This window comes from Streptomyces sp. NPDC101194 (genome assembly GCF_044767885.1).
Taxonomy (GTDB): domain Bacteria; phylum Actinomycetota; class Actinomycetes; order Streptomycetales; family Streptomycetaceae; genus Streptomyces.
This window is the reverse complement of sequence record NZ_JBIWOS010000006.1, coordinates 283,914-303,215: the sequence shown is the minus strand read 5'-3', so window position 1 is coordinate 303,215 and position 19,302 is coordinate 283,914. Positions and strand designations below refer to the sequence as shown.

The following is a 19,302-nucleotide window of genomic DNA, read 5'->3' as shown; positions in this document are numbered from 1 at the left end:
GAGCCCCGACGTGCCATACGGCACGGGTGCGGCCGGACCCCGGCGGCAGGGGCGCGGGCCGCGCTACTCCCCCGAAACCGCCTGGCGGAAGCCGTAGTTCACCGCGGTGAGCCCGCCGTCCACCCGAAGCGTCGTCCCCGTGATCCAGGCCGCGTCGCGCGAGGCGAGGAAGGCGACGGCGGACGCGATGTCGTCCGGCTCGCCGACCCGGCCGAGCGGATAGAGGCCGCTCACCCTGGACAGTTCGGCGTCCCGGCCCGCCCAGGCGTCCGTGCGGATCGTGCCGGGCGCGACCATGTTGACGCGTACGCCGCGCGGTCCCGCGTGGCCCGCGAGAGTGCGGGTCAGGCTGCCCAGGCCGGCCTTGGCCGCGCTGTAGCCGTGATTGCCGAAGTCCTGCTCGCCGTTGACCGAGCCGATGTTGACGATCGCGCCCCGGCCGGAGGCGACCAGGTGCGGCAGGGCGGCGCGGGCGCAGCGGTAGGGGCCGGTGAGCGTGATGTCCAGATCGCGCTGCCACGCCTCGTCGGGCTCGTCCTCGAAGAGCGGTGCGTCGACGGCGCAGGCGTACGCGTTGTTGACCAGCACGTCGAGGGAGCCGAAGGCGGCGACGACGTGGGCCACCGCCGCCTCGACGGCCGACCGGTCGGCCACGTCGCAGGGCAGCGACTCGGCCGTCCCGCCCGTCTCGCGTATCTCCGCGGCGGTGCGTTCGGCGCGATCGCCGTCCAGATCGGTGACCAGGACGCGCGCGCCCTCCGAGGCCAGTCGGCGGGCCGTGGCCGCGCCGATGCCCTGGCCCGCTCCGGTGATGAGAACGCCGTATCCGTCGAACCGTGCACCCGCAGGGTGAGGAGGAGTCATAGCGCCGACCGTACTGCCCTGACCAGGGCCTGGGCACGGGGGTCGGCGGTAACTCCCTTCTGCAGACCGTTCGTCACATATCCCAGGGCGATGCCTGATTCGGGATCGGCGAAGCCGAGCGAGCCGCCCCGGCCGGGGTGACCGAAGGAGCCGGGGGCCAGCAGCGGGGCCGCCGGGCCGTGCAGCATGTAGCCGAGGCCGAAACGGGTGTTCACGACCAGGACCCGGTCCGGGCCCGCCGATTCCTCGGTGCGGGCGAGGGTGAGCGTGGCGGGGGCGAACAGGCGGTGGCCGTCGACCGGGCCGATCATCGCCGCGTAGCAGCGGGCCAGGGCTCGGGCGGTGGCGATGCCGTTGGAAGCGGGAAGTTCGGCCGTCCGGTAGGCGGGGTCGTTCTCGTCGGGCAGCGGGTCGATGGCCCCGAAGGCGCGGCGGGTGAGGGATTCCGGGTCGCGGTACGCCTCGACGACGGACCGCTTGGGGCGTACCCGCAGGGCGCCGCCGTCGCCCGCGGCGGCCGGGGGTTCGACGGGGCCGATGCGGCCCACCCGGTGCGCCTCGTCGGCCGGGAGGCCGAACCAGAAGTCCAGGCCGAGCGGGCGGGCGATCTCCTCGGCGATCCAGCGGCCCACGGTGCGGCCGGTGACCCGGCGTACCAGTTCGCCGATCAGCCAGCTGTAGGTCTGGGCGTGGTAGCCGTGATCGGTGCCGGGTTCCCACTGGGGACGCTGGGCCGCGACGGCCTGTGGACCGGAGATCCCGTCGGCCGCCTCGGAGGGCGTCAGCGGGCAGTCGAGGGCGGGGATTCCGGCCCGGTGGGCGAGGAGGTGGCGGACGAGCACACGTTCCTTGCCCGCGGCCTTGAACTCCGGCCAGTACGTGCCGACCGGGGCGTCCAGATCGACCTGGCCGCGCTGGTGCAGCAGCAGCGGTACGGCGGCGGCTATGCCCTTGCCCGCCGAGCGGACGATCTGCACGGTGTCGACGGCCCATGGTTCGGCTCCGTCGACGTCTCTCGTACCGGCCCACAGATCGACGACCTTGCGGCCGTCCCGGTAGACCGTGACGGCGGCGCCGCGTTCGCCGCGCTGCTCGAAGTTACGGACGAAAGCATCCCTGACCGGTTCGAATCCGGCCGCCACCGTGCCCCGTACGTCCACGCCTGCTCCTGCGCTCCCGCTCATCCCCCCATGGTGCATCCCGTCGCAGGTGGGACGCGGGGCGGGTCACCTCATGTTCACCGTCACGGAACGCGGGTCGAACCCGAAGGGCAGTTCCAGACGGTGGGTGCGCATCAGTTCCTCGTCGCAGAGCAGGTCCTGGGTGCGGTCGTCGGCGGCGATGACACCCTCGCTCAGGACGACCGCGCGCGGGCAGAGCTCCAGGGCGTACGGCAGGTCGTGCGTGACCATGAGCACGGTGACGTCCAGGGAGCGCAGGATGTCGGCGAGCTCGCGCCGCGAGGCCGGGTCCAGGTTGGAGGACGGCTCGTCCAGGACGAGGATCTCCGGCCGCATGGCGAGGACGGTGGCGACGGCGACGCGGCGGCGCTGGCCGAAGGAGAGGTGGTGCGGCGGGCGGTCCGCGTACTCCTCCATGCCGACCTGCCGCAGCGCGTCGGTGACGCGTTCCTCCAGTTCGGCCCCGCGCAGACCGGAGGCGGCGGGCCCGAAGGCGACGTCCTCGCGGACGGTGGGCATGAAGAGCTGGTCGTCGGGATCCTGGAAGACGATGCCGACGCGGCGGCGGATCTCGGCGAGGTTGCGCTTGTCCACCGGGAGACCGGCGACGTGCACGGTGCCCGCGCCGGCGTCGAGGATGCCGTTGAGATGGAGGACGAGAGTGGTCTTGCCGGCCCCGTTCGGGCCGAGCAGGGCGACGCGTTCGCCTCGGGCGACCGTGAGGTTCACTCCGAAGAGCGCCTGATGGCCGTCGGGGTAGGCGTAGGCGAGTCCACTGACTTCCAGGGACGGCGCGGGGGCGGTGGGCATGCTCATACGGTCCATCCCAACAGACAGATGACGAGGGCGAGGACGGGGAGTGCCGCGGCGTGGGCCCATTGGGTCCGGGAAGCCGTTACCTCGTCGATCACCGGCATGGAACCCGCGTAGCCGCGGCTGACCATCGCGAGGTGGACGCGTTCGCCGCGCTCGTACGACCTGATGAAGAGCGCGCCGGCCGATTTGGCGAGCACACCCCACTGTCGTATCCCGCGCGCCTCGAAGCCGCGGGAGCGGCGGGCGATCGACATCCGGCGCATCTCGTCGGTGATCACGTCGCCGTACCGGATCATGAAGGAGGCGATCTGGACGAGCAGCGACGGCAGCCTGAGCCGTTGGAGGCCGAGCAGCAGCGAGCGCAGCTCGGTGGTGGAGGCGAGGAGTACGGAGGCGGCGACGCCGAGGGTGCCCTTGGCGAGGACGTTCCAGGCGCCCCAGAGGCCGGGGACGCTGACGGAGAGACCGAGGACATGGGTCTGCTCGCCCGGCACCACGAACGGCATGAGCAGCGCGAACGCCACGAACGGCACCTCGATGAGCAGCCGCTTGAGCAGGAAGAGCGCGGGGATGCGGGCCAGCGCGGTGACGGCGCCGATCAGTACCGCGTACAGCGCGAACGCCCACATCGCCTCGCGCGGTGTCGAGACGACGACCACGACGAAGAGGAAGGCGGCGGCGAGCTTGCAGTGCGGGGGCAGGTCGTGGACCGGCGAGTGCCCGTGCCGGTAGAGCCTGTGTGCGTGTCCGGCGCCCATGTCAGACGGTTTCCCCGGTGCGCGGCGTTCCGACGGTCGCCTCCGTGGCACGGCGGCGACGGAGCACGTAGAAGACCCCGCTGCCGACGACGATCGTGGCACCGACGCCGATCACTCCGGCGAGACCGCCGGAGACGCGGGTGTTCTTGATGTCCTTGACGCCGTAGTCGGCGAGCGGGGAGTCCTTGGCCGCGTGCTCCTCGGCCTTCTTGTCGATGCCCTGGTCGGCGGCGACCTTCTCCAGGCCGTCGGGGCTGGCGGAGGCGTAGAAGGAGACGAATCCCGCCAGGACGACGGCGGTGACCAGACCGGTGACCCAGATGCCCCTGGTGGAGCGGGCGGCGACGGGGGCGACGGGCTGCCGGGCGGGGGCGTCGACGAGTTCGCCCTCGACCCGGAGCTTGAGCGGGGCGGTGAGTCCGCGGGCTCCGTGGACCAGATCGGGGCGTACGGCGATGACGGCGCCGACGGTCAGTGCGGTGATCACGGCCTCGCCGATGCCGATCAGGACGTGGACCCCGACCATCGCGGTGAAGACCTTGCCGATCGGGATGTCGGTGGTGCCGCCGATCCAGTAGATCAGCGTGAACACGCCGGCCGCGGCCGGTACGGAGACCAGGGCGGCGACGAAGGACGCGACCGTCACGGAGCGCCGGGTGCGCGGCAGCACGCCGGCCAGCCCGCGGAAGAGGGCGTACGCGACGACGGTGGTCGTGATGCCCATGTCGAGCACGTTCACACCGAGCGCGGTGAGACCGCCGTCGGCGAAGAGGACGCCCTGCATGAGCAGTACGACGGAGATGCAGAGCACCCCTGTGAAGGGCCCGACCAGGATGGCCGCGAGCGCCCCGCCCAGCAGGTGCCCGCTGGTGCCCGCCGCGACCGGGAAGTTCAGCATCTGCACGGCGAAGATGAACGCGGCGACGAGGCCGGCGAGCGGCGCGGTGCGCTCGTCCAGCTCCCGGCGCGCACCCCGCAGACTGACGGCGACCGCACCCGCGGCGACGACCCCGGCGGCGGCGGAGACGGGCGCGTTGATGAATCCGTCGGGTACATGCATGGAGGGGCTCCGCCTTCTGCGATGCCGCGTTGCTGCGGACCGTGTCGTTAACCGCTCAATGATAGGACCTTGTTGCAAACAGTTCGCAAGAGCGGGTACGTCACAACCGACCTCGCCGCGCCCCTTGTGGAAAATATGCGACATTGGATGACGAAGGTGGACAAAAGGAGGAGTCGGCCCATGCCCCCCGTGATCCATGAACAGGCCGAAGCCTGGCTCGTCAATGACACCCCCGACCTCCCGGCGGTACCCGTCGATCTGCTGTACGACGCCGACAAGGATCCGCGCACCGTCCATGTCGCCTTCCCGGGCGGCATCGACTGGTCGTTCAGCCGCGACCTGCTGGAACGCGGCCTGCTCTCCCCCGCCGAACGCGGCGGGATCCGGGTGTGGCCGTGCGGACGGACCCAGCTGGTCGTGGAGATCCGCTCGAAGGAGGGCGTGGAGGTGGTGCAGTTCGACAACGCTCCGCTGATCCGGTTCCTGCACCGTACGCACGACGAGACCGTCGACGACGAGGGCGTCGGTACCCACGCACCCGCGTGACCCGCACGCGCCCGACGTACACACACTCGCACGCGCACGGAAGCCCCCGTGCGGCTCGCACGGGGGCTTCCGCCATTGCCCCGGCCCCCGTCCCCACAGGTAACCGGCGCGTCCGGGGCCGCGTTCCGCTCAGACACGGACCCCGGAGGCTCTACGGACCGGCTCCGGATCCCGAAGGCTCCGCGGCCCGACCGTGGCGGCCCGGACCGTACGGCCGGGACGCCGGGCCCGGCTCAGACGAGGGCCGGCTCACGTTCGCCCTCGGCGCCGGGCTTCTCGCCGAGCTGCTCGCGCAGCCCCTCGCCCTCCACGTCCACGTTCGGCAGGAGCCGGTCCAGCCAGCGCGGCAGCCACCAGGCGCGCCTGCCGAGCAGGGCGAGGACCGCGGGCACGATCGCCATCCGGACGACGAACGCGTCGAAGAAGACGGCGATGGCGAGCGAGAATCCGATCATCTTGATCATCTGTTCGCTGGAGCCGATGAAGCCGGCGAAGACCGCCATCATGATCACGGCCGCGGCCGTGACGACCCGGGCGCCGTGCTTGAAGCCGGTGACGATCGCCTGGCCGGGCTTCTCGCCGTGGACGTACGCCTCACGCATGCGGGTCACGAGGAAGACCTCGTAGTCCATCGCCAGACCGAAGACCACGCCGACCATGAAGATCGGCATCATGGACATGATCGGGCCGGTCTGCTCGACGCCGAAGAGCGAGCCGAGCCAGCCCCACTGGAAGACCGCGACGACCGCGCCCAGCGCCGCCACGACCGAGAGCAGGAAGCCGAGGGCCGCCTTCAGCGGCACCAGCACCGACCGGAAGACGAGCATCAGCAGCAGGAACGCCAGGCCGACGACGAGCGCCAGATACGGCAGCAGCGCGTCGTTCATCTTCTGCGAGAAGTCGATGTTCATCGCCGTGGAACCGGTGACCAGGACCTCGGCGCCGGTGTCGGACCTGATGTCCTTGCCCGCGTCACGGATCGCGTGGACCACGTTCTCGGTCTCGGTGGAGCTCGGCCGGTCCTTCGGGACGACGGTGATCATCGCGGTGTCGCCGGCCTTGTTGAACTGGGCCGGGGTGACGGCGACGACGCCCGGCATGCCGGAGATCTCGTCGGAGACCTGCTTGGCGGCCGTCTTGCCGTCGGAGCTGTGCGCGGTGTCGACGACCACCATCAGCGGCCCGTTGAAACCGGGGCCGAAGCCGTCGGAGAGCAGGTCGTAGGCGCGCCGCTGGGTGGTGCTGGTGGGCTGGGAGCCGTCGTCGGGCAGGCCCATCTCCAGGGACGCGGCCGGCACGGCGATCGCGCCGAGGCCGAGGACGCCGACCAGCAGCACCCACACCGGCCTGCGCAGCACGAACCGTGCCCAGCGGGTGCCCATGTTCGGCTTCGCCTCGGGCCGGTTCTCGGTCTCGACGGCCTTGCGCGCCTTGCGTCCCATGACCCGCTTGCCCGCGAAGCCCATCACCGCCGGGACCAGGGTGAGCGCGATGAGGACGGCGATCGCGACCGTGCCGGCCGCGGCGAAGCCCATCTTCGAGAGCATCGGGATGTTGACGACGGCGAGGCCGACCAGCGCGATGACGACGGTGAGACCGGCGAAGACGACCGCGGAGCCGGCCGTGCCGACGGCCCGCCCGGCCGCCTCCTCGCGCTCCCGGCCCTCGGCCAGTTCGGCGCGGTAGCGGGAGACGATGAACAGCGCGTAGTCGATGCCGACCGCGAGGCCGATCATCATCGCGAGGGTGGAGGTGGTGGAGCCCAGGTCGAGCACGTTCGCGAGCGCCGTGATCGTCGAGACCCCGATACCGACCCCGATCAGGGCGGTGAGAAGCGGCAGCCCGGCGGCGATCAGCGATCCGAAGGTGATGACCAGCACCACCGCGGCGATCACGACACCGATGATCTCGGTGGCCCCGGTCTCCGGCATCGCCTGGAGCGCGTCACCGCCGATCTCCACGGTCATCCCGCTCTTCTGCGCCGCGTGGCCCGCGTCCTCCAGCGCGCTGCGCGTCCCGTCGGTCAGCTCCATGGAGTTGACCTTGTAGGACACGGAGACGTACGCCGTGGAGCCGTCCTTGCTGACGGCGTTCCCGGTGTACGGATCGGTGACCGAGGCGATCTGGTCCGAGCCGGACTTCAGCTCGCCGGCGATCTTGTTCACCTCGGCCTTGTTCGCCGGGTCCGTCATCTTCTGGCCGTCGGGGGCCTTGAAGACGACCCGCGCGGTCGCACCGTCGGCGCTGGCGCCGGGGAAACGCTGTTCCAGCAGGTCGAAGGCCCTCTGCGCCTCCGTACCCGGGATGGAGAAGGAACTGGAGGTGGCGGTGGACGCGGAGGCCGCGCCGAATCCGGCGAGGGCCAGCAGTGCCACCCAGATCAGGGCGACATAGCGGCGGCGCCGGAAGGCGAGCCGTCCGAGTTTGTAGAGGAATGTGGCCACGGAGGCGTACTCCCGGTCAGGTCGTGTGAGTGAAAAAGGGCGTGTGGAACCAGCCCGACGACGAGAGCGGCGTGTCAGGTGGGGCTTGGGGAGGGGGCCGTGCGAAGGGGACGGGCCGTGCGAGGGGAACGGGTCGCGCGAAGGGGACTGGGGGTCAGACTCCGAGCGCGGGGAGCATCACGGAGTCGACGTAGTCGATGAGGAACGCCTGGTCGACGGGGCGGTCCTCGACCAGCTGCCGAGCGGCGAAGGCACCGACCAGCATGTGCGGTACATATTTCAGCGCCGGGTTGTCCGGACGCAGTTCACCCCGGTCCACGGCTCGGCGCAGCAGCGTGTCGAGGCCGGTCACTTCCGGCTCGATCAGCAGGTCGCGCAGGGCCTGGAGCAGATCGGGATTGTCGTGGACGGCATGGCTCAGGCCCCGCATCAGCGCGGAGTTCTTCTCCATCTGACAGTCGTCACTGCGGCTCAGCGCGGCGTGGAAGTCGCCGCGCAGCGATCCGGTGTCGATCTCCGCGAGGGACACCGGCTTGTTGTGCCGCAGCGCGGTGACGACCAGCTCGGGCTTGCTCCCCCACTGGCGGTAGAGGGTGGCCTTGCTGGAACGGGTACGGGCGGCGACGGCGTCCATGGTCAGGGCGTCGTAGCCGACCTCGCGAAGCAGGTCGAGCACGGCGGCGTACAGCTCGCTCTCACGCTCGGGTGTGAGCCGGGTGCGCGCCATGTGCCGACCTCTCGTTCCCGCTTCTCGGTCTCGTACATCAGTCAATCGAACGAAACTGTTTCGTACACATCGACGGTACCCCGCCCGCCCAGCGAAACGAAATCGTTTCGCTTGTGTTCCGCACCACAAGTTGCCGGGGCCCACGCACGCGGAAAGCATTGAAGGGTGAGTGACGACGTCGCGTATCTCCGTTTCCCGCACATCCACGACGATCTGCTCTGCTTCGCGGCCGAGGACGACCTCTGGGTCGCTCCCCTCGCCCCGGAGGGGCAGCGGCCCGGCCGCGCCTGGCGGGTGACCGTCGACCGGACCCGGGTCGGTCATCCGCGGTTCTCGCCCGACGGCACCAGGATCGCCTACACGACCTGGCGCAGCCTCGACCCCGAGATCCATCTCGCGCCGGTCGAGGGCGGCCCGGCGCGCCGGCTCACCTACTGGGGGTCCACGGACGCCCGGGTCTGCGGCTGGACCCCCGACCCCGGGGACGCCTCGCAGATCCTCGCCGTGTCCTCGCACAACCAGCCGTTCGCACACATCTCCTGGGCCTACGCCGTCCCCACCGACGGCAGCCCCGGCGGCAAGCTGCCCTGGGGGCCCGTCTCCGACATCGCCGTCACCGACATCGACGGCGAGCGTCGCACCCTGCTGCTGACCGGCAAGCCGCCGCACGAACCGGCCTCCTGGAAGCGGTACCGGGGCGGCGCCATGGGCCGGCTGTGGCTGCACGGCAAGCGGCTGCTTCCGGACATCGGCGGGCACCTCGACTCGCCCATGTTCGTCGGCGGCCGGATCGCGTTCCTCTCCGACCACGAGGGCGTCGGCAACCTGTACTCCTGCCGACCCGACGGCAGCGATCTGCGCCGCCACACGGACCACGACGCCTTCTACGCCCGGCACGCGTCCAGTGACGGGCACCGGGTCGTCTACCAGTGCGCGGGCGACGTGTGGCTGGTGGACGACCTGGCGTCGCCGGACGCGGTGCCACGGAAGCTGGAGGTACGGCTCGGCGGGCCGCGCGCCGGACGACGTACGTACCAGGTGCCGGCCGCCACCAACGTCGACTCGCTGTCCGTGGACGAGACGGGCCGGGCCAGCGCCGTCTGCGTCCGCGGCAGCCTGTACTGGCTCACCCACCGCGACGGCCCCGCCCGGACGATCGCCGACACCCCGGGGGTCCGGGTCCGGCTGCCGGAGATGCTCGGCAGCGGCGGCCAGGTCGCCTACGTCACGGACGCGGAGGGCGAGGACGCGATCGAGATCGCGTACCTGCCGCGCGCCAGCGGCGACCGCGAGCCTCGCCGACTGGCCTCCGGACACGTCGGCAGGGTCCAGGAACTGATCGCCGACCCGGACGGCGAACGCCTGGCCATCGCCACCGACGACGGACGGCTGCTGCTCCTGGACACCGACGAGGAGACGTCCACGGGCGAGCCCGTGGAACTGATCCGCTCCATCAACGGCCCCGTCCGCGACATGGCGTTCTCCCCGGACGGTGCCTGGCTGACCTGGGCGCACCCCGGGATCGGCCGTTCGCTGCGTCAGATCAAACTGGCCCGCATCCTGGGGACGGGATCGCCGGTGATCGTCGACGTCACCAACGGCCGCTTCGAGGACGAGAACCCCGTCTTCACCGGTGACGGCCGCTACCTCGCCTTCCTCTCCTGGCGGGGTTTCGACCCGGTGTACGACGTGCACACCGGGGACCTCTCCTTTCCGCTGGGCTGCCGCCCCTACCTGGTGCCGCTCTCCTCGGCGACCCCCTCCCCGTTCGCCCTGTCCCCGGAGGGGCGCCCGGCGGCGGGCGGTCTCGACCCGGCCGACGACGTCGTCGACGCCGGCACGGGCGAGGGACCGTCCACGGTCACGGTGGAGTTCGAGGGGCTGGAGAACCGCGTGACGCCGTTCCCGGTCTCCGCGTCGAAGTACTCGGCCCTGCATCCGGTGAGCGGCGGCGGACTCGTCTGGCTGCGCTGGCCGATCTCGGGCGCGCTCGGCGAGACGTTCGCCAACCCGGCGGACATGTCGGGCCGCCCCACGCTCGAACACTTCAACATCTCCAAGGCCAGGAAGACCGAACTCGTCGGACACCTGGACTCGTTCGCGGTCAGCGGCGACGCGACCCGACTGGTCGTGATGGACGAGGGCGAGCTGCGCGCCGTCCCCGCCACCGAGATCGCCGACACCGACTCGACGGTCTACCTGGACCTGCGCCGCATCCTGCACGACGTCGACCCCGCGGCGGAGTGGCGGCAGGCCTACGCGGAGGCGGGCCGCATCATCCGCGCGTACTTCTGGGAACCGGACATGTGCGGCATCGACTGGGACGGTGTGCTCGACCAGTACCGCCCGCTGGTCGAACGGGTCGCCTCCCCCGACGAGTTCGCCGATCTGATGCGCGAGGTCCTGGGCGAACTGGGCACCTCGCACGCGTACGTGGCACCGGCCCGCCGCAACGAGGGCCCGCCGCACTACCAGCGCGCGATCGGGCTGCTCGGCGCGAACCTGGTGTGCCGGGACGGCGACTGGACGATCCGGCGCATCCTGCCCGGCGACTCCTCCGACTCCAAGGCCCGTTCCCCGCTGGCCGGTACGGGCATCCGGGAGGGCGCGGTCCTCACCCATGTCGACGGCCGCCCGGTCGACCCGGTGACCGGCCCGTACCCGCTGCTCTCCGCGGCGGGCGGCACCACGGTCGAACTCACCTTCAGGCCCGCCGACGGCGCAGGCCCCTCGCGCCGGGTCGCGATCGTCCCACTGGTCGACGAACGCCCGCTGCGCTACCAGGACTGGGTGGCCAAACGCCGTGAGGTCGTACGGGAGCTGAGCGGCGGCAAGTGCGGGTACCTGCACATCCCCGACATGGGCGGCTCGGGCTGGGCCCAGTTCAACCGGGACCTGCGCATGGAGGTCTCACGCCCGGCTCTGATCGTCGACGTGCGCGGCAACGCGGGCGGCCACATCAGCGAGTTGGTGGTGGAGAAGCTCACCCGCACGATCCTGGGCTGGGACCTGACCCGCAACGCCCAGCCGGTCAGCTACGCCTCCAACGCGCCGCGTGGCCCGGTGGTCGCCCTGGCCGACGAGGCGACGTCCTCCGACGGCGACATGATCACCGCAGTGTTCCGGCTGCTGAAACTGGGCCCGGTGGTGGGGCAGCGGACATGGGGCGGCGTGGTCGGCATGACCGGGCGGCACCGGCTGGGCGACGGCACGGTGATCACCGTGCCGATGAACGCGGCCTGGTTCGACACGTACGGCTGGTCGATCGAGAACTACGGCGTCGAACCGGACCTGGAGGCACTGCGCACCCCGCTCGACTGGGCCGAGGGACGGTACGCGGTACTGGACGACGGGGTACGGGTGGCGCTGGACCTGCTCGCCGCGCATCCGGCGGCGACCCCGCCGACGTACGACAACGTCCCGGACCGACGGCGTCCGCCCCTGCCGCCGCGGTAGGGGGATCGTTCCACGGCGGGGCGGGACGAAGCGGCCGCCCCGCACCAGCCCCCGCTCCCGTTGCCGCCCCCGGCCGCTGTCCCCGTTCCCGTTCCCGCGCGAGTGATCTGTCTCACGCCCTGTCACAGCGGTCCTCCCTCCGGTGTCTTGATGCCGAGACCGGGCAACGGACGGAGACACCATGAACGAGAACATGGACAAGAACACCGACGTGGTCGTGATCGGGGGAGGTTACGCGGGGGTCACCGCGGCCAACCGCCTGGCACACCGCGACGACGTGTCCGTGACGCTGATCAACCCGCGACCCGACTTCGTCGAACGGATCCGCCTCCACCAACTGGTCGGTGGCACCCATGCCGCGGTCGTCGACTACGGGGAAGTGCTGGCCGAGAACGTCCGGCTGGTGGTCGACAGCGTGGCGACCATCGACGCGGCCGGGCGCCACGTGGCACTGACGACCGGGGGCACGGTCGGCTACGACTACCTGATCTACGCGGTGGGCAGCGGCAGCGCCGAACCGGACGTGCCCGGCGCGGCGGAGTTCGCCCACCCGATCGCCACCCTGGAAGAGGCGCGGCGGCTGCGGCCGGTCGTCGATGCCGCGCCCGCGTCGGCCCCGGTGACCGTGGTCGGGTCCGGTCCGACCGGCATCGAGACCGCCGCCGAACTGGCGGAGGAGGGCCGCGCCGTGACCCTGGTCTGCGGCCGGGTGCTCGGCCCGTATCTGCACCCCCGAGGCCGGCGCTCGGTCGCCCGGGCCCTCGCCGAACTCGGTGTGACCGTGCTCGAAGGCCCCGGCGCGAGGGTGGCGGCCGTGACCCGCGACGCCGTACGGCTCGACGACGGCCGCGAGCTCCCCAGCCGGGTCACCGTCTGGGCCACCGGATTCGGCGTGCCGGATCTGGCTGCCCGCAGCGGGCTGAGCACCGACGCCGTGGGCCGCCTGCTCACGGACGAGACGTTGACGAGCGTGGACGACGCGCGCATCGTCGCGGCCGGGGACGCGGCGGCACCGGCAAACGCACCGTTCCGGATGAGCTGCCAGGCCGCGGGCCAGCTGGGCACGCGCGCCGCCCGCACGGTGCTCAGCCGGATCGCGGGCGAACAACCCGCGCCCCTCACCGTGCGGTTCGCCGGCCAGTGCATCAGCCTGGGCCGTCGCACCGGGATCTTCCAGTTCGCCTCCCTGGACGACCACGCGAACCCGTTCTACCTGGGCGGCCGCCCCGGTGCGAAGCTCAAGGAGTTCATCTGCAAGTCCACCGTCAAGCAGCTGGTGAACGAGGCGCGCAGGAGCGCTCCGCGACCCGATCGCGGCGAGGCACCGGCCACCACCGCCGAGCGGGCAGCCTGAGAGCCGGGAGCCAGGATCCGAGAGCTGAAGAGAGGCGAGACGTGAACGACGACCACGCCACCGACCCGGCGACCGAGGCTTTCGTCGCCCACCGCAACCTCCTCTTCACCGTCGCCTACGAGATGCTCGGGTCGGCGGCCGACGCGGAGGACGTCCTCCAGGAGACCTGGCTGCGGTGGGTCGGGGTCGCCCCGGGGCAGGTACGCGACCAGCGCGCGTACCTGGTCCGGATCACCACCCGCCAGTCGCTCAACCGCCTGCGCGCGCTGTCACGCCGCAAGGAGACATACGTCGGCCCCTGGCTTCCCGAGCCGGTACTCACCGCGCCGGACGTGGCCGACGACGTCGAGCTCGCCGAGAGCGTGTCGATGGCCCTGATGCTCGTCCTCGAAACGCTGTCGCCCACGGAGCGCGCCGTCTTCGTGCTGCGCGAGGTCTTCGACGTCGACTACGACGAGATCGCCGCCGCCGTCGACAAGAGCCCCGCGGCCGTCCGCCAGATCGCGCACCGCGCCCGCCGTCACGTCGATGCCCGCCGCCCCCGCGCGGCGGTCTCGGCGAACGAGACCCGGGCGGCACTGGAGTCGTTCCGGCGCGCGCTCGAAACCGGGGACCTGCAAGGACTCCTCGACGTACTCGCCCCCGAGGTGGTCCTGATGAGTGACGGCGGCGGCGTCAAACAGGCCGCGCGGCGGCCGGTCGTCGGCGCCGACAAGGTGGCCCGCTTCATCATCGGAGGCTCGGGCAAGGCCACAGGCGTACTCACCGTCGGCCCCACCGTGGTCAACGGCAACCCCGCACTCGTGCTGCGTCTGGACGGCGAGATCGACGGTGTCCTGGCACCGCGGGTCGAGAACGCCCGCATCACCGGCCTCTACTACGTCCGCAACCCGGCGAAGCTGACCCGCGTCGAATCCGAGACCCCGCTCACCCTGCGGTGAGCACCCTTGGCCGGTCCGCCCTCGACCCCGCGGGGCCGAGGGCGGACCACCACAGGTCCGTGATCCGGGCCATCCTCCACTGCGTGAGGAGCATCACAACAACGTGCACGGCGAACTGTTGTACGAGCTTCCGGAGTGCGGCAAAACTTCCTGGCACGGGCGCTCGCCGGGCCGATGTCTCCACGCCCGCTTCCCCTCAATCCCCAGCAGGAGTGGCGGCGTTGGGTTCGTACGGCCGCTCGGGCGACGGGCAAATGAAGATCGGAGTGTTCACCCTTGAACGGGACTGAGCGGTTCGCCGCTGTGCTGACCGAGGCTGCGGAGGTGGACGCACGGCTGTCGGACCCGGCGTTCCTCGTACGGGGGGCTACGGAAGACGTCCACGCGCTCCTGGACCAGGCGGTGAGCCCCGCGGCGCGCCTGGCCGCGGCGGTGTACCGGCTGTCAACCCAGGACCCCCGCCGTGACGCGAGCCCGCACGGACGACGCGACCTGCTCGCGCTGGCCGCGGCACGGTTCGGCGACCGGGACCTGTCCCGACGGATCTCCGACGTGCCGGTCGAGGGAGGTCCCGAGGTCCGTTGGGTGGTGGACTGGGCCACCGGTTCCAGCGGCCAACTGCACCGGGCCGACCGGCCGCTGCACACGCTGACCGGCCACACCGGCAAGGTGGCGGCGGTGGCCGCGACGGTACTGGGAGGCCGGGCCGTCGCCGTCACCGGAAGCACCGACAGGACCGTACGGATCTGGGACCTCGTCACCCGTCGACAGGTCGGCGCACCACTCACCGGACACAAGTCCGGCATCACCGCTGTGGCCACCTGCCTCGTGGACGGCCGCGCCGTTGCCGTGACCGGCGGCCAGGACAAGACGGTTCAGGTGTGGGACCTGGCTGGCGGCCGTCGCATCGGTGAGCCCCTCACCGGCCACAGTGGCGCAGTGTGCGCCGTGGCCACCGCGATGGTGGACGGCCGCCCGGTAGCCGTGAGCGGCGACCGGGACGGCGTGGTGCGGGTCTGGGACCTTGCCGCGCTCGCGCCGCTGGGGGAACCCCTCACCGGATCCCAGGGGGCCGTGACCGGTGTCGCCACCGCGGTGGTGGAGGGCCGGGCCGTCGCCGTCACCACGGGCTGGGACGAGAAGGAGCGGGCCGTACAGGTGTGGGACCTGGCCGCCCGACGGCCGGTCGGTCCGCTGGACACGGGCGAGGACCGGGAGGCGCGTGCGGTGGCGACCGCCGTGGTGGAGGGCCGTCCGGTCGCCCTCGCCGCAGGCTCCGACGGGAAACTGCGCCGGTGGGATCTCGCCTCGCGGGAGCCGATGAAGGGGGCCCGCAGGGGGCCACAGCAGCAGAGCGTCAGCGCGATCGCCACCACACTGGTCGAGGGCCGGACGGCCGTCGTCACGGCCGGCTGGCTCGACGAGTGCGACCCCTGCCCCACCCTGGAGGTGTGGGACCCCGCCACCGGGGAGGTACTGGATGATCTGGGCCACAGTGCGGATTCCACGATCCTTGCCGTGGCCACCGCGGAGGTGGACGGCCGCCCGGTCGTCCTCGTCGCCTTCGAGGACAAGACGGTCGAGGTGGTGGGGCTGGGCCCCGGCGATCTGCCGGGTTCACCCCTCGCGGCCCACCGCCAGCCGGTGAGCGCAGCGGCGACGGCAGTGGCCGAAGGGCGTCCGATGGCCGTCACCACCGGCGACGACGGTGCGGTACGGGCATGGGACCTGGACACAGGCACAGTCGTGAGCACGGGCCGCCTCCTCACCGAGCACACCCGGCCGATGAAGGCACTGGCGACCGCGGAACTGGACGGGCGCGCTGTCGCCCTCACGGCCTGCGACACGCTGGTCCACCTGTGGGACACCGTCACCGGTCGCCAGGTGGGCGCTCTCCAGGGTCACACCCTGCCGGTCACGGCGGTGGCCGTCACGGTGATGGACGAGCGGCCCGTCGCCGTGACCTGCGGATGGAACAAGACCGTTCGCCTGTGGGACCTGACGACGCATCAACCGCTCGGCGAACCTCTCACCGGGCACACCGGCTGGGTGTGGGCCATGGCAACCACGGTGGTGGACGGCCGCCCCCTCGCCGTCACCACCGGCAAGGACGAGACGGTGCGGATCTGGGACCTGGCCGCCGGGGAGCCCGTCGGCGAGCCGCTGGCCGGAGGCGACTGGGGCCTGTCGGCGGCGGCGGGCATGGCCGGGGACCGTCCGGTGGCGGTCACCGGCTGCCACGACGGCACGGTGCGGATGTGGGACCTCGCCGCACACCGGCTCGACGGCCTGCTCACCGGACACACCGGCCCGGTCAGGGGCGTGGCTGTCACCGCACTGGAGGGCCGCCCGGTCGCCGTCACCGGCGGCGACGACGCCACGGTCCGGTTCTGGGACCTGACAGCCGGCCGGCAGATGGGCCCTGAGCTGCTGTTCCCTTCGGAAGTGCGGGCCGTGGCGGTGACACCGGGCGGCCGACTGGTGGTGGGCTTCGGCCAGGAGGCCGCGGCCCTGGCACGTCGCTGACCGGGGCACGTCCCGCCCGCGGACGGGGGGCGGCTCTAAGCGGGCGGCCCCGCTCCCCCACCACCGACGGCGACCGGCTCGCCCACCGCCCGGTTCCACCCGGTGGGCGCCGGCAGCTCGCACCACACCGTCTTGCCACGTACGCCCTGATCCACCCCCCACCGAAGCGACAACGCGTCCACGAGCACCAGCCCCCGCCCCGACTCGTCACCGCCTGCCGCGCTCCGCATCGCCGGCCAGGCACACGGTTCCGGATCGCTCAGCTCGACGCGGACACGACCGGTGCATGTGCCGCTGACCCGGAGCGTGACCGGCGTTCCCTCGCCGAGATGCACGATCACATGGGTCAGCAACTCACTGACGCAGAGCAGCAGATCGGGCGAATCCGCACCCCCGCACCGCTCCCGCAGGAGGTGTCGCGCTTCCGGTACGGCCTTCGGCACCGCGAGCAGGTCCACCGCGATCGGCAGCGGGCTCATCCACCGGCCGCCGTACGCAGCACCTCGGCCAGCCGACGCGCGGTGGCCGCATTGCAGTTGCCGAGCGCGACCAGCGGCGGCCGGGGCGCCCACCAGGCGAGCGTCAACGGATCGACGCCCAGCGAGGGCAGGGTGATGCCGTGTGCCGTGAGCGCGGCACGGAGCGCGTCGATGGCCGAGTCGATGTCGTAGTCGGGGGTGTCCTGTGTCTCGCCCATGAGGGGCCATCCACCTTTCGTTGCACACTGTGACGAACTGCTCACACGCTGCCGCACGGGGCTCTACCTTGAAAAGGTTTCCCGCTCCACAACGCACAGCGCGAAAGGTGGTCAAAGGTGGCTACGCGTAAGGAGATCGACGGCTCGGCGGGTGTCCCTCAGTTCTACGGCAAGGAACTCCGCTTCAAACGGGAGGAGGCGGGCCTGACCCTGGAGAAACTGGTGGACGGCAGTTTCTACGGCATCACGTACCTGAGTGAGATCGAGCACGGCCACCGCCGGATGCCGGCGGATCTGGCACAGCATGTGGACCGGGTGCTGGGGACGGACGGGTTCTTCCAGCGGCGGTGCGAGGACGTGCGGAAGGCCAAACAGGGGGCGCACGCCGCGTACTTCGCTGCGGTCGTGGAGGCGGAGACGCGAGCCCGGACCATCAGCGAGTGGTCCGGCACGCTAATCCCCGGGCTGCTCCAGACCAGGTCGTACGCAACTGCTGTCATTCACTCCGCGCATTCCCTGGATACGCCGGAAGAGGTCGAGGCCAAGATCGTCGCCCGGCTGCACCGGGGCCGACTCTTCCACAACCCCAAAAAGCCCGAGTACTGGGTGATCATGCACGAGTCCCTGGTGCACCACTCCATCGTCCCGCCTGTGGAAATGGCCGAGCAGCTGGACCATATCGCCGCCCTGGTAAGGCGGAACCGCGTCGTTGCACAGATCCTTCCGTGGAACGGCCCAACCCGCTCCCTCTCGGAACTACCCCTCCTCCTCATGGATTTCGACAACGAACCGCCGTTGCTCTACACCGAGGGCCCCTACCACGGTCAGACCATCGACGATCCGTCCATCGTGGTGCGTTACCGCAAGGCATACGATCGGCTGAGGGCCGCCGCCTCGCCGCCAGAGGTGTCCCTCGCCCTGATCGAGAAGGCGGCTGAGGAGTACCGGCATGGCCAGCATCGACCTTGATCTCCGCGCCGCTACTTGGCGTAAGAGCAGCTACAGCAACGGCGACGGCGGCAACTGCCTCGAAGTCGCGGACGGTCACCCCGGCATCGTCCCCGTCCGCGACTCCAAGCGCCCCGAAGGACCGGCCCTCGTCATCGCCGCGTCCGCCTGGACGCCGTTCATCGAGGCCGTCAAGGCATCCTGACCCGCCGCAGCATCCGGAACGGCAAGAGCGCGGCTCTCACGATGGTCGGCTCCGCCGGAGTTCGACTTCGACAAGGTCGACGAACGCGAGCGGCATGCGATCGGATGCGGCATCGATCGACTCAAGCGCCACAGGGCTGTGGCCACGTGCCATGACAAGCTCGCGGTCCACTACGAAGCGACCGCACTGGTCGCAGCCATCAACAAGTGGCTGTGGCCGCCACCTTCGTAGGCCGTGCAAGAGTGGCGTCAGCGGTGGCCCAGCACGTTGACCACCCGGCCGTTGGGGTCGCGGACGAAGAAGCGCCGCACGCCCCACTCCTCGTCCTGCAAGGCATGGACGATCTCCGCACCACTGTCCCGCATGACCGCATAGGCCGCGTCCACGTCGTCCACTTCGATACTCATGTCGGGAGCGACCGGGGCAGTCTTGTCGTGGGTCATGAAGCTGACCTGCGCCGCAGGACCGGACGGAGAGGCGAGCGTCATGATCCAGCCGTGGTTCATGACCTCCTCGAAGCCCAGCAGGCCATAGAACTCCCGGCTCTCCTGCGCAGCTTCTGACTGGATGTTGGGCACGACACGGCGAACAGCCATCGACGACTCCAGGTGAGAACAGAACGGTCTCCGAGACCCTCCACTATGCACCCGGCCCGCACGTGACCTCCGATCGCTCGCGCTGGGTCCAGCCTGCTCGAAAACCCCGAAGCCCGTGGCCGGCCAAGGGCCGACCACGGGCGGAGTTCGAACGACGAGTTCACCGGCCACGGAGCACGGAGG

Annotated in this window: 17 protein-coding genes; 7 read left to right on the top strand and 10 right to left on the bottom strand. The window is 71.2% G+C overall.

Annotation, left to right across the window (positions count from 1 at the left end):
* Nucleotides 1-63: 63 nt before the first annotated feature.
* The 5 genes from ACIRP2_RS23910 to ACIRP2_RS23890 all read right to left on the bottom strand — a co-directional run bounded on the left by ACIRP2_RS23910 (nucleotide 64) and on the right by ACIRP2_RS23890 (nucleotide 4,679).
* Nucleotides 64-864 carry an SDR family NAD(P)-dependent oxidoreductase gene (locus ACIRP2_RS23910; RefSeq protein ID WP_404253433.1) on the bottom strand — a complete coding sequence of 267 codons (801 nt, stop codon included), beginning with the start codon at nucleotides 862-864 and terminating at the stop codon, nucleotides 64-66.
* The gene (locus tag ACIRP2_RS23905) at nucleotides 861-2,024 is read right to left on the bottom strand and encodes a serine hydrolase domain-containing protein (protein ID WP_404253749.1); all 1,164 of its coding nucleotides are present in this window, start codon (nucleotides 2,022-2,024) and stop codon (nucleotides 861-863) included. Before ACIRP2_RS23905 ends, ACIRP2_RS23910 begins: the two co-directional genes overlap by 4 nt.
* 66 nt (nucleotides 2,025-2,090) lie before the next feature.
* Nucleotides 2,091-2,861 (bottom strand): energy-coupling factor ABC transporter ATP-binding protein, encoded by a 771-nt coding sequence (locus tag ACIRP2_RS23900; protein ID WP_404253431.1) that lies wholly within the window; start codon nucleotides 2,859-2,861, stop codon nucleotides 2,091-2,093.
* A complete protein-coding gene (cbiQ, locus tag ACIRP2_RS23895; RefSeq protein ID WP_376217541.1) occupies nucleotides 2,858-3,619 on the bottom strand; it encodes a cobalt ECF transporter T component CbiQ in 762 nt (253 codons plus the stop codon). The genes ACIRP2_RS23900 and cbiQ overlap by 4 nt, the downstream gene beginning before the upstream one ends.
* A gap of 1 nt (nucleotide 3,620) precedes the next feature.
* The gene (locus ACIRP2_RS23890; protein WP_404253429.1) at nucleotides 3,621-4,679 is read right to left on the bottom strand and encodes an energy-coupling factor ABC transporter permease; all 1,059 of its coding nucleotides are present in this window, start codon (nucleotides 4,677-4,679) and stop codon (nucleotides 3,621-3,623) included.
* A gap of 180 nt (nucleotides 4,680-4,859) precedes the next feature.
* Between ACIRP2_RS23890 and ACIRP2_RS23885 the strand changes: the two genes are divergently transcribed.
* On the top strand, nucleotides 4,860-5,225 hold the full coding sequence (locus ACIRP2_RS23885) for an SsgA family sporulation/cell division regulator (protein WP_404253427.1): 366 nt from the start codon (nucleotides 4,860-4,862) through the stop codon (nucleotides 5,223-5,225).
* Between the two features lie 233 nt (nucleotides 5,226-5,458).
* On the opposite strand, the gene ACIRP2_RS23880 is transcribed toward ACIRP2_RS23885, so the two are convergent.
* Entirely contained in the window at nucleotides 5,459-7,669 is a 2,211-nt protein-coding gene (locus tag ACIRP2_RS23880; RefSeq protein ID WP_404253425.1) for an MMPL family transporter, read from the bottom strand.
* 154 nt (nucleotides 7,670-7,823) lie between these two features.
* Nucleotides 7,824-8,396 carry a TetR/AcrR family transcriptional regulator gene (locus ACIRP2_RS23875; protein ID WP_404253423.1) on the bottom strand — a complete coding sequence of 191 codons (573 nt, stop codon included), beginning with the start codon at nucleotides 8,394-8,396 and terminating at the stop codon, nucleotides 7,824-7,826.
* Nucleotides 8,397-8,561: 165 nt separating this feature from the next.
* Between ACIRP2_RS23875 and ACIRP2_RS23870 the strand changes: the two genes are divergently transcribed.
* From ACIRP2_RS23870 to ACIRP2_RS23855, 4 genes are all read left to right on the top strand, one after another.
* Nucleotides 8,562-11,852, top strand: coding sequence for a S41 family peptidase (locus ACIRP2_RS23870; RefSeq protein WP_404253421.1), 3,291 nt, complete (start codon nucleotides 8,562-8,564; stop codon nucleotides 11,850-11,852).
* A gap of 193 nt (nucleotides 11,853-12,045) precedes the next feature.
* Nucleotides 12,046-13,206 carry an NAD(P)/FAD-dependent oxidoreductase gene (locus ACIRP2_RS23865; protein ID WP_404253747.1) on the top strand — a complete coding sequence of 387 codons (1,161 nt, stop codon included), beginning with the start codon at nucleotides 12,046-12,048 and terminating at the stop codon, nucleotides 13,204-13,206.
* Nucleotides 13,207-13,247: 41 nt separating this feature from the next.
* Complete coding sequence (locus tag ACIRP2_RS23860) at nucleotides 13,248-14,147, top strand: RNA polymerase sigma-70 factor (RefSeq protein ID WP_404253419.1); 900 nt, start codon at nucleotides 13,248-13,250, stop codon at nucleotides 14,145-14,147.
* A 276-nt stretch (nucleotides 14,148-14,423) separates the two neighbouring features.
* Nucleotides 14,424-16,673, top strand: a complete 2,250-nt coding sequence (locus ACIRP2_RS23855; protein ID WP_404253417.1) for a WD40 repeat domain-containing protein — start codon at nucleotides 14,424-14,426, stop codon at nucleotides 16,671-16,673.
* A gap of 35 nt (nucleotides 16,674-16,708) precedes the next feature.
* Here the strand turns inward: ACIRP2_RS23855 and ACIRP2_RS23850 are convergent, their stop codons facing one another.
* Complete coding sequence (locus ACIRP2_RS23850) at nucleotides 16,709-17,152, bottom strand: ATP-binding protein (protein WP_404253415.1); 444 nt, start codon at nucleotides 17,150-17,152, stop codon at nucleotides 16,709-16,711.
* Nucleotides 17,149-17,370 (bottom strand): hypothetical protein, encoded by a 222-nt coding sequence (locus tag ACIRP2_RS23845; protein WP_404253413.1) that lies wholly within the window; start codon nucleotides 17,368-17,370, stop codon nucleotides 17,149-17,151. The genes ACIRP2_RS23850 and ACIRP2_RS23845 overlap by 4 nt, the downstream gene beginning before the upstream one ends.
* A 117-nt stretch (nucleotides 17,371-17,487) precedes the next feature.
* Between ACIRP2_RS23845 and ACIRP2_RS23840 the strand changes: the two genes are divergently transcribed.
* Nucleotides 17,488-18,339, top strand: a complete 852-nt coding sequence (locus ACIRP2_RS23840) for a helix-turn-helix domain-containing protein (protein ID WP_404253411.1) — start codon at nucleotides 17,488-17,490, stop codon at nucleotides 18,337-18,339.
* Nucleotides 18,320-18,523 carry a DUF397 domain-containing protein gene (locus ACIRP2_RS23835; RefSeq protein WP_404253409.1) on the top strand — a complete coding sequence of 68 codons (204 nt, stop codon included), beginning with the start codon at nucleotides 18,320-18,322 and terminating at the stop codon, nucleotides 18,521-18,523. Before ACIRP2_RS23840 ends, ACIRP2_RS23835 begins: the two co-directional genes overlap by 20 nt.
* 248 nt (nucleotides 18,524-18,771) lie before the next feature.
* Here the strand turns inward: ACIRP2_RS23835 and ACIRP2_RS23830 are convergent, their stop codons facing one another.
* Nucleotides 18,772-19,119, bottom strand: coding sequence for a VOC family protein (locus tag ACIRP2_RS23830; RefSeq protein WP_404253407.1), 348 nt, complete (start codon nucleotides 19,117-19,119; stop codon nucleotides 18,772-18,774).
* Nucleotides 19,120-19,302 lie beyond the last annotated feature (183 nt).

Coding starts and splice junctions, on each gene's coding strand:
- ACIRP2_RS23885 (WP_404253427.1), top strand. CDS start 4,860: ATGCCCCCCGTGATCCATGAACAGGCCGAAGCCTGGCTCGTCAATGAC.
- ACIRP2_RS23900 (WP_404253431.1), bottom strand. CDS start 2,861: ATGAGCATGCCCACCGCCCCCGCGCCGTCCCTGGAAGTCAGTGGACTC.
- ACIRP2_RS23875 (WP_404253423.1), bottom strand. CDS start 8,396: ATGGCGCGCACCCGGCTCACACCCGAGCGTGAGAGCGAGCTGTACGCC.
- ACIRP2_RS23910 (WP_404253433.1), bottom strand. CDS start 864: ATGACTCCTCCTCACCCTGCGGGTGCACGGTTCGACGGATACGGCGTT.
- cbiQ (WP_376217541.1), bottom strand. CDS start 3,619: ATGGGCGCCGGACACGCACACAGGCTCTACCGGCACGGGCACTCGCCG.
- ACIRP2_RS23850 (WP_404253415.1), bottom strand. CDS start 17,152: ATGAGCCCGCTGCCGATCGCGGTGGACCTGCTCGCGGTGCCGAAGGCC.
- ACIRP2_RS23835 (WP_404253409.1), top strand. CDS start 18,320: ATGGCCAGCATCGACCTTGATCTCCGCGCCGCTACTTGGCGTAAGAGC.
- ACIRP2_RS23865 (WP_404253747.1), top strand. CDS start 12,046: ATGGACAAGAACACCGACGTGGTCGTGATCGGGGGAGGTTACGCGGGG.
- ACIRP2_RS23830 (WP_404253407.1), bottom strand. CDS start 19,119: ATGGCTGTTCGCCGTGTCGTGCCCAACATCCAGTCAGAAGCTGCGCAG.
- ACIRP2_RS23890 (WP_404253429.1), bottom strand. CDS start 4,679: ATGCATGTACCCGACGGATTCATCAACGCGCCCGTCTCCGCCGCCGCC.
- ACIRP2_RS23845 (WP_404253413.1), bottom strand. CDS start 17,370: ATGGGCGAGACACAGGACACCCCCGACTACGACATCGACTCGGCCATC.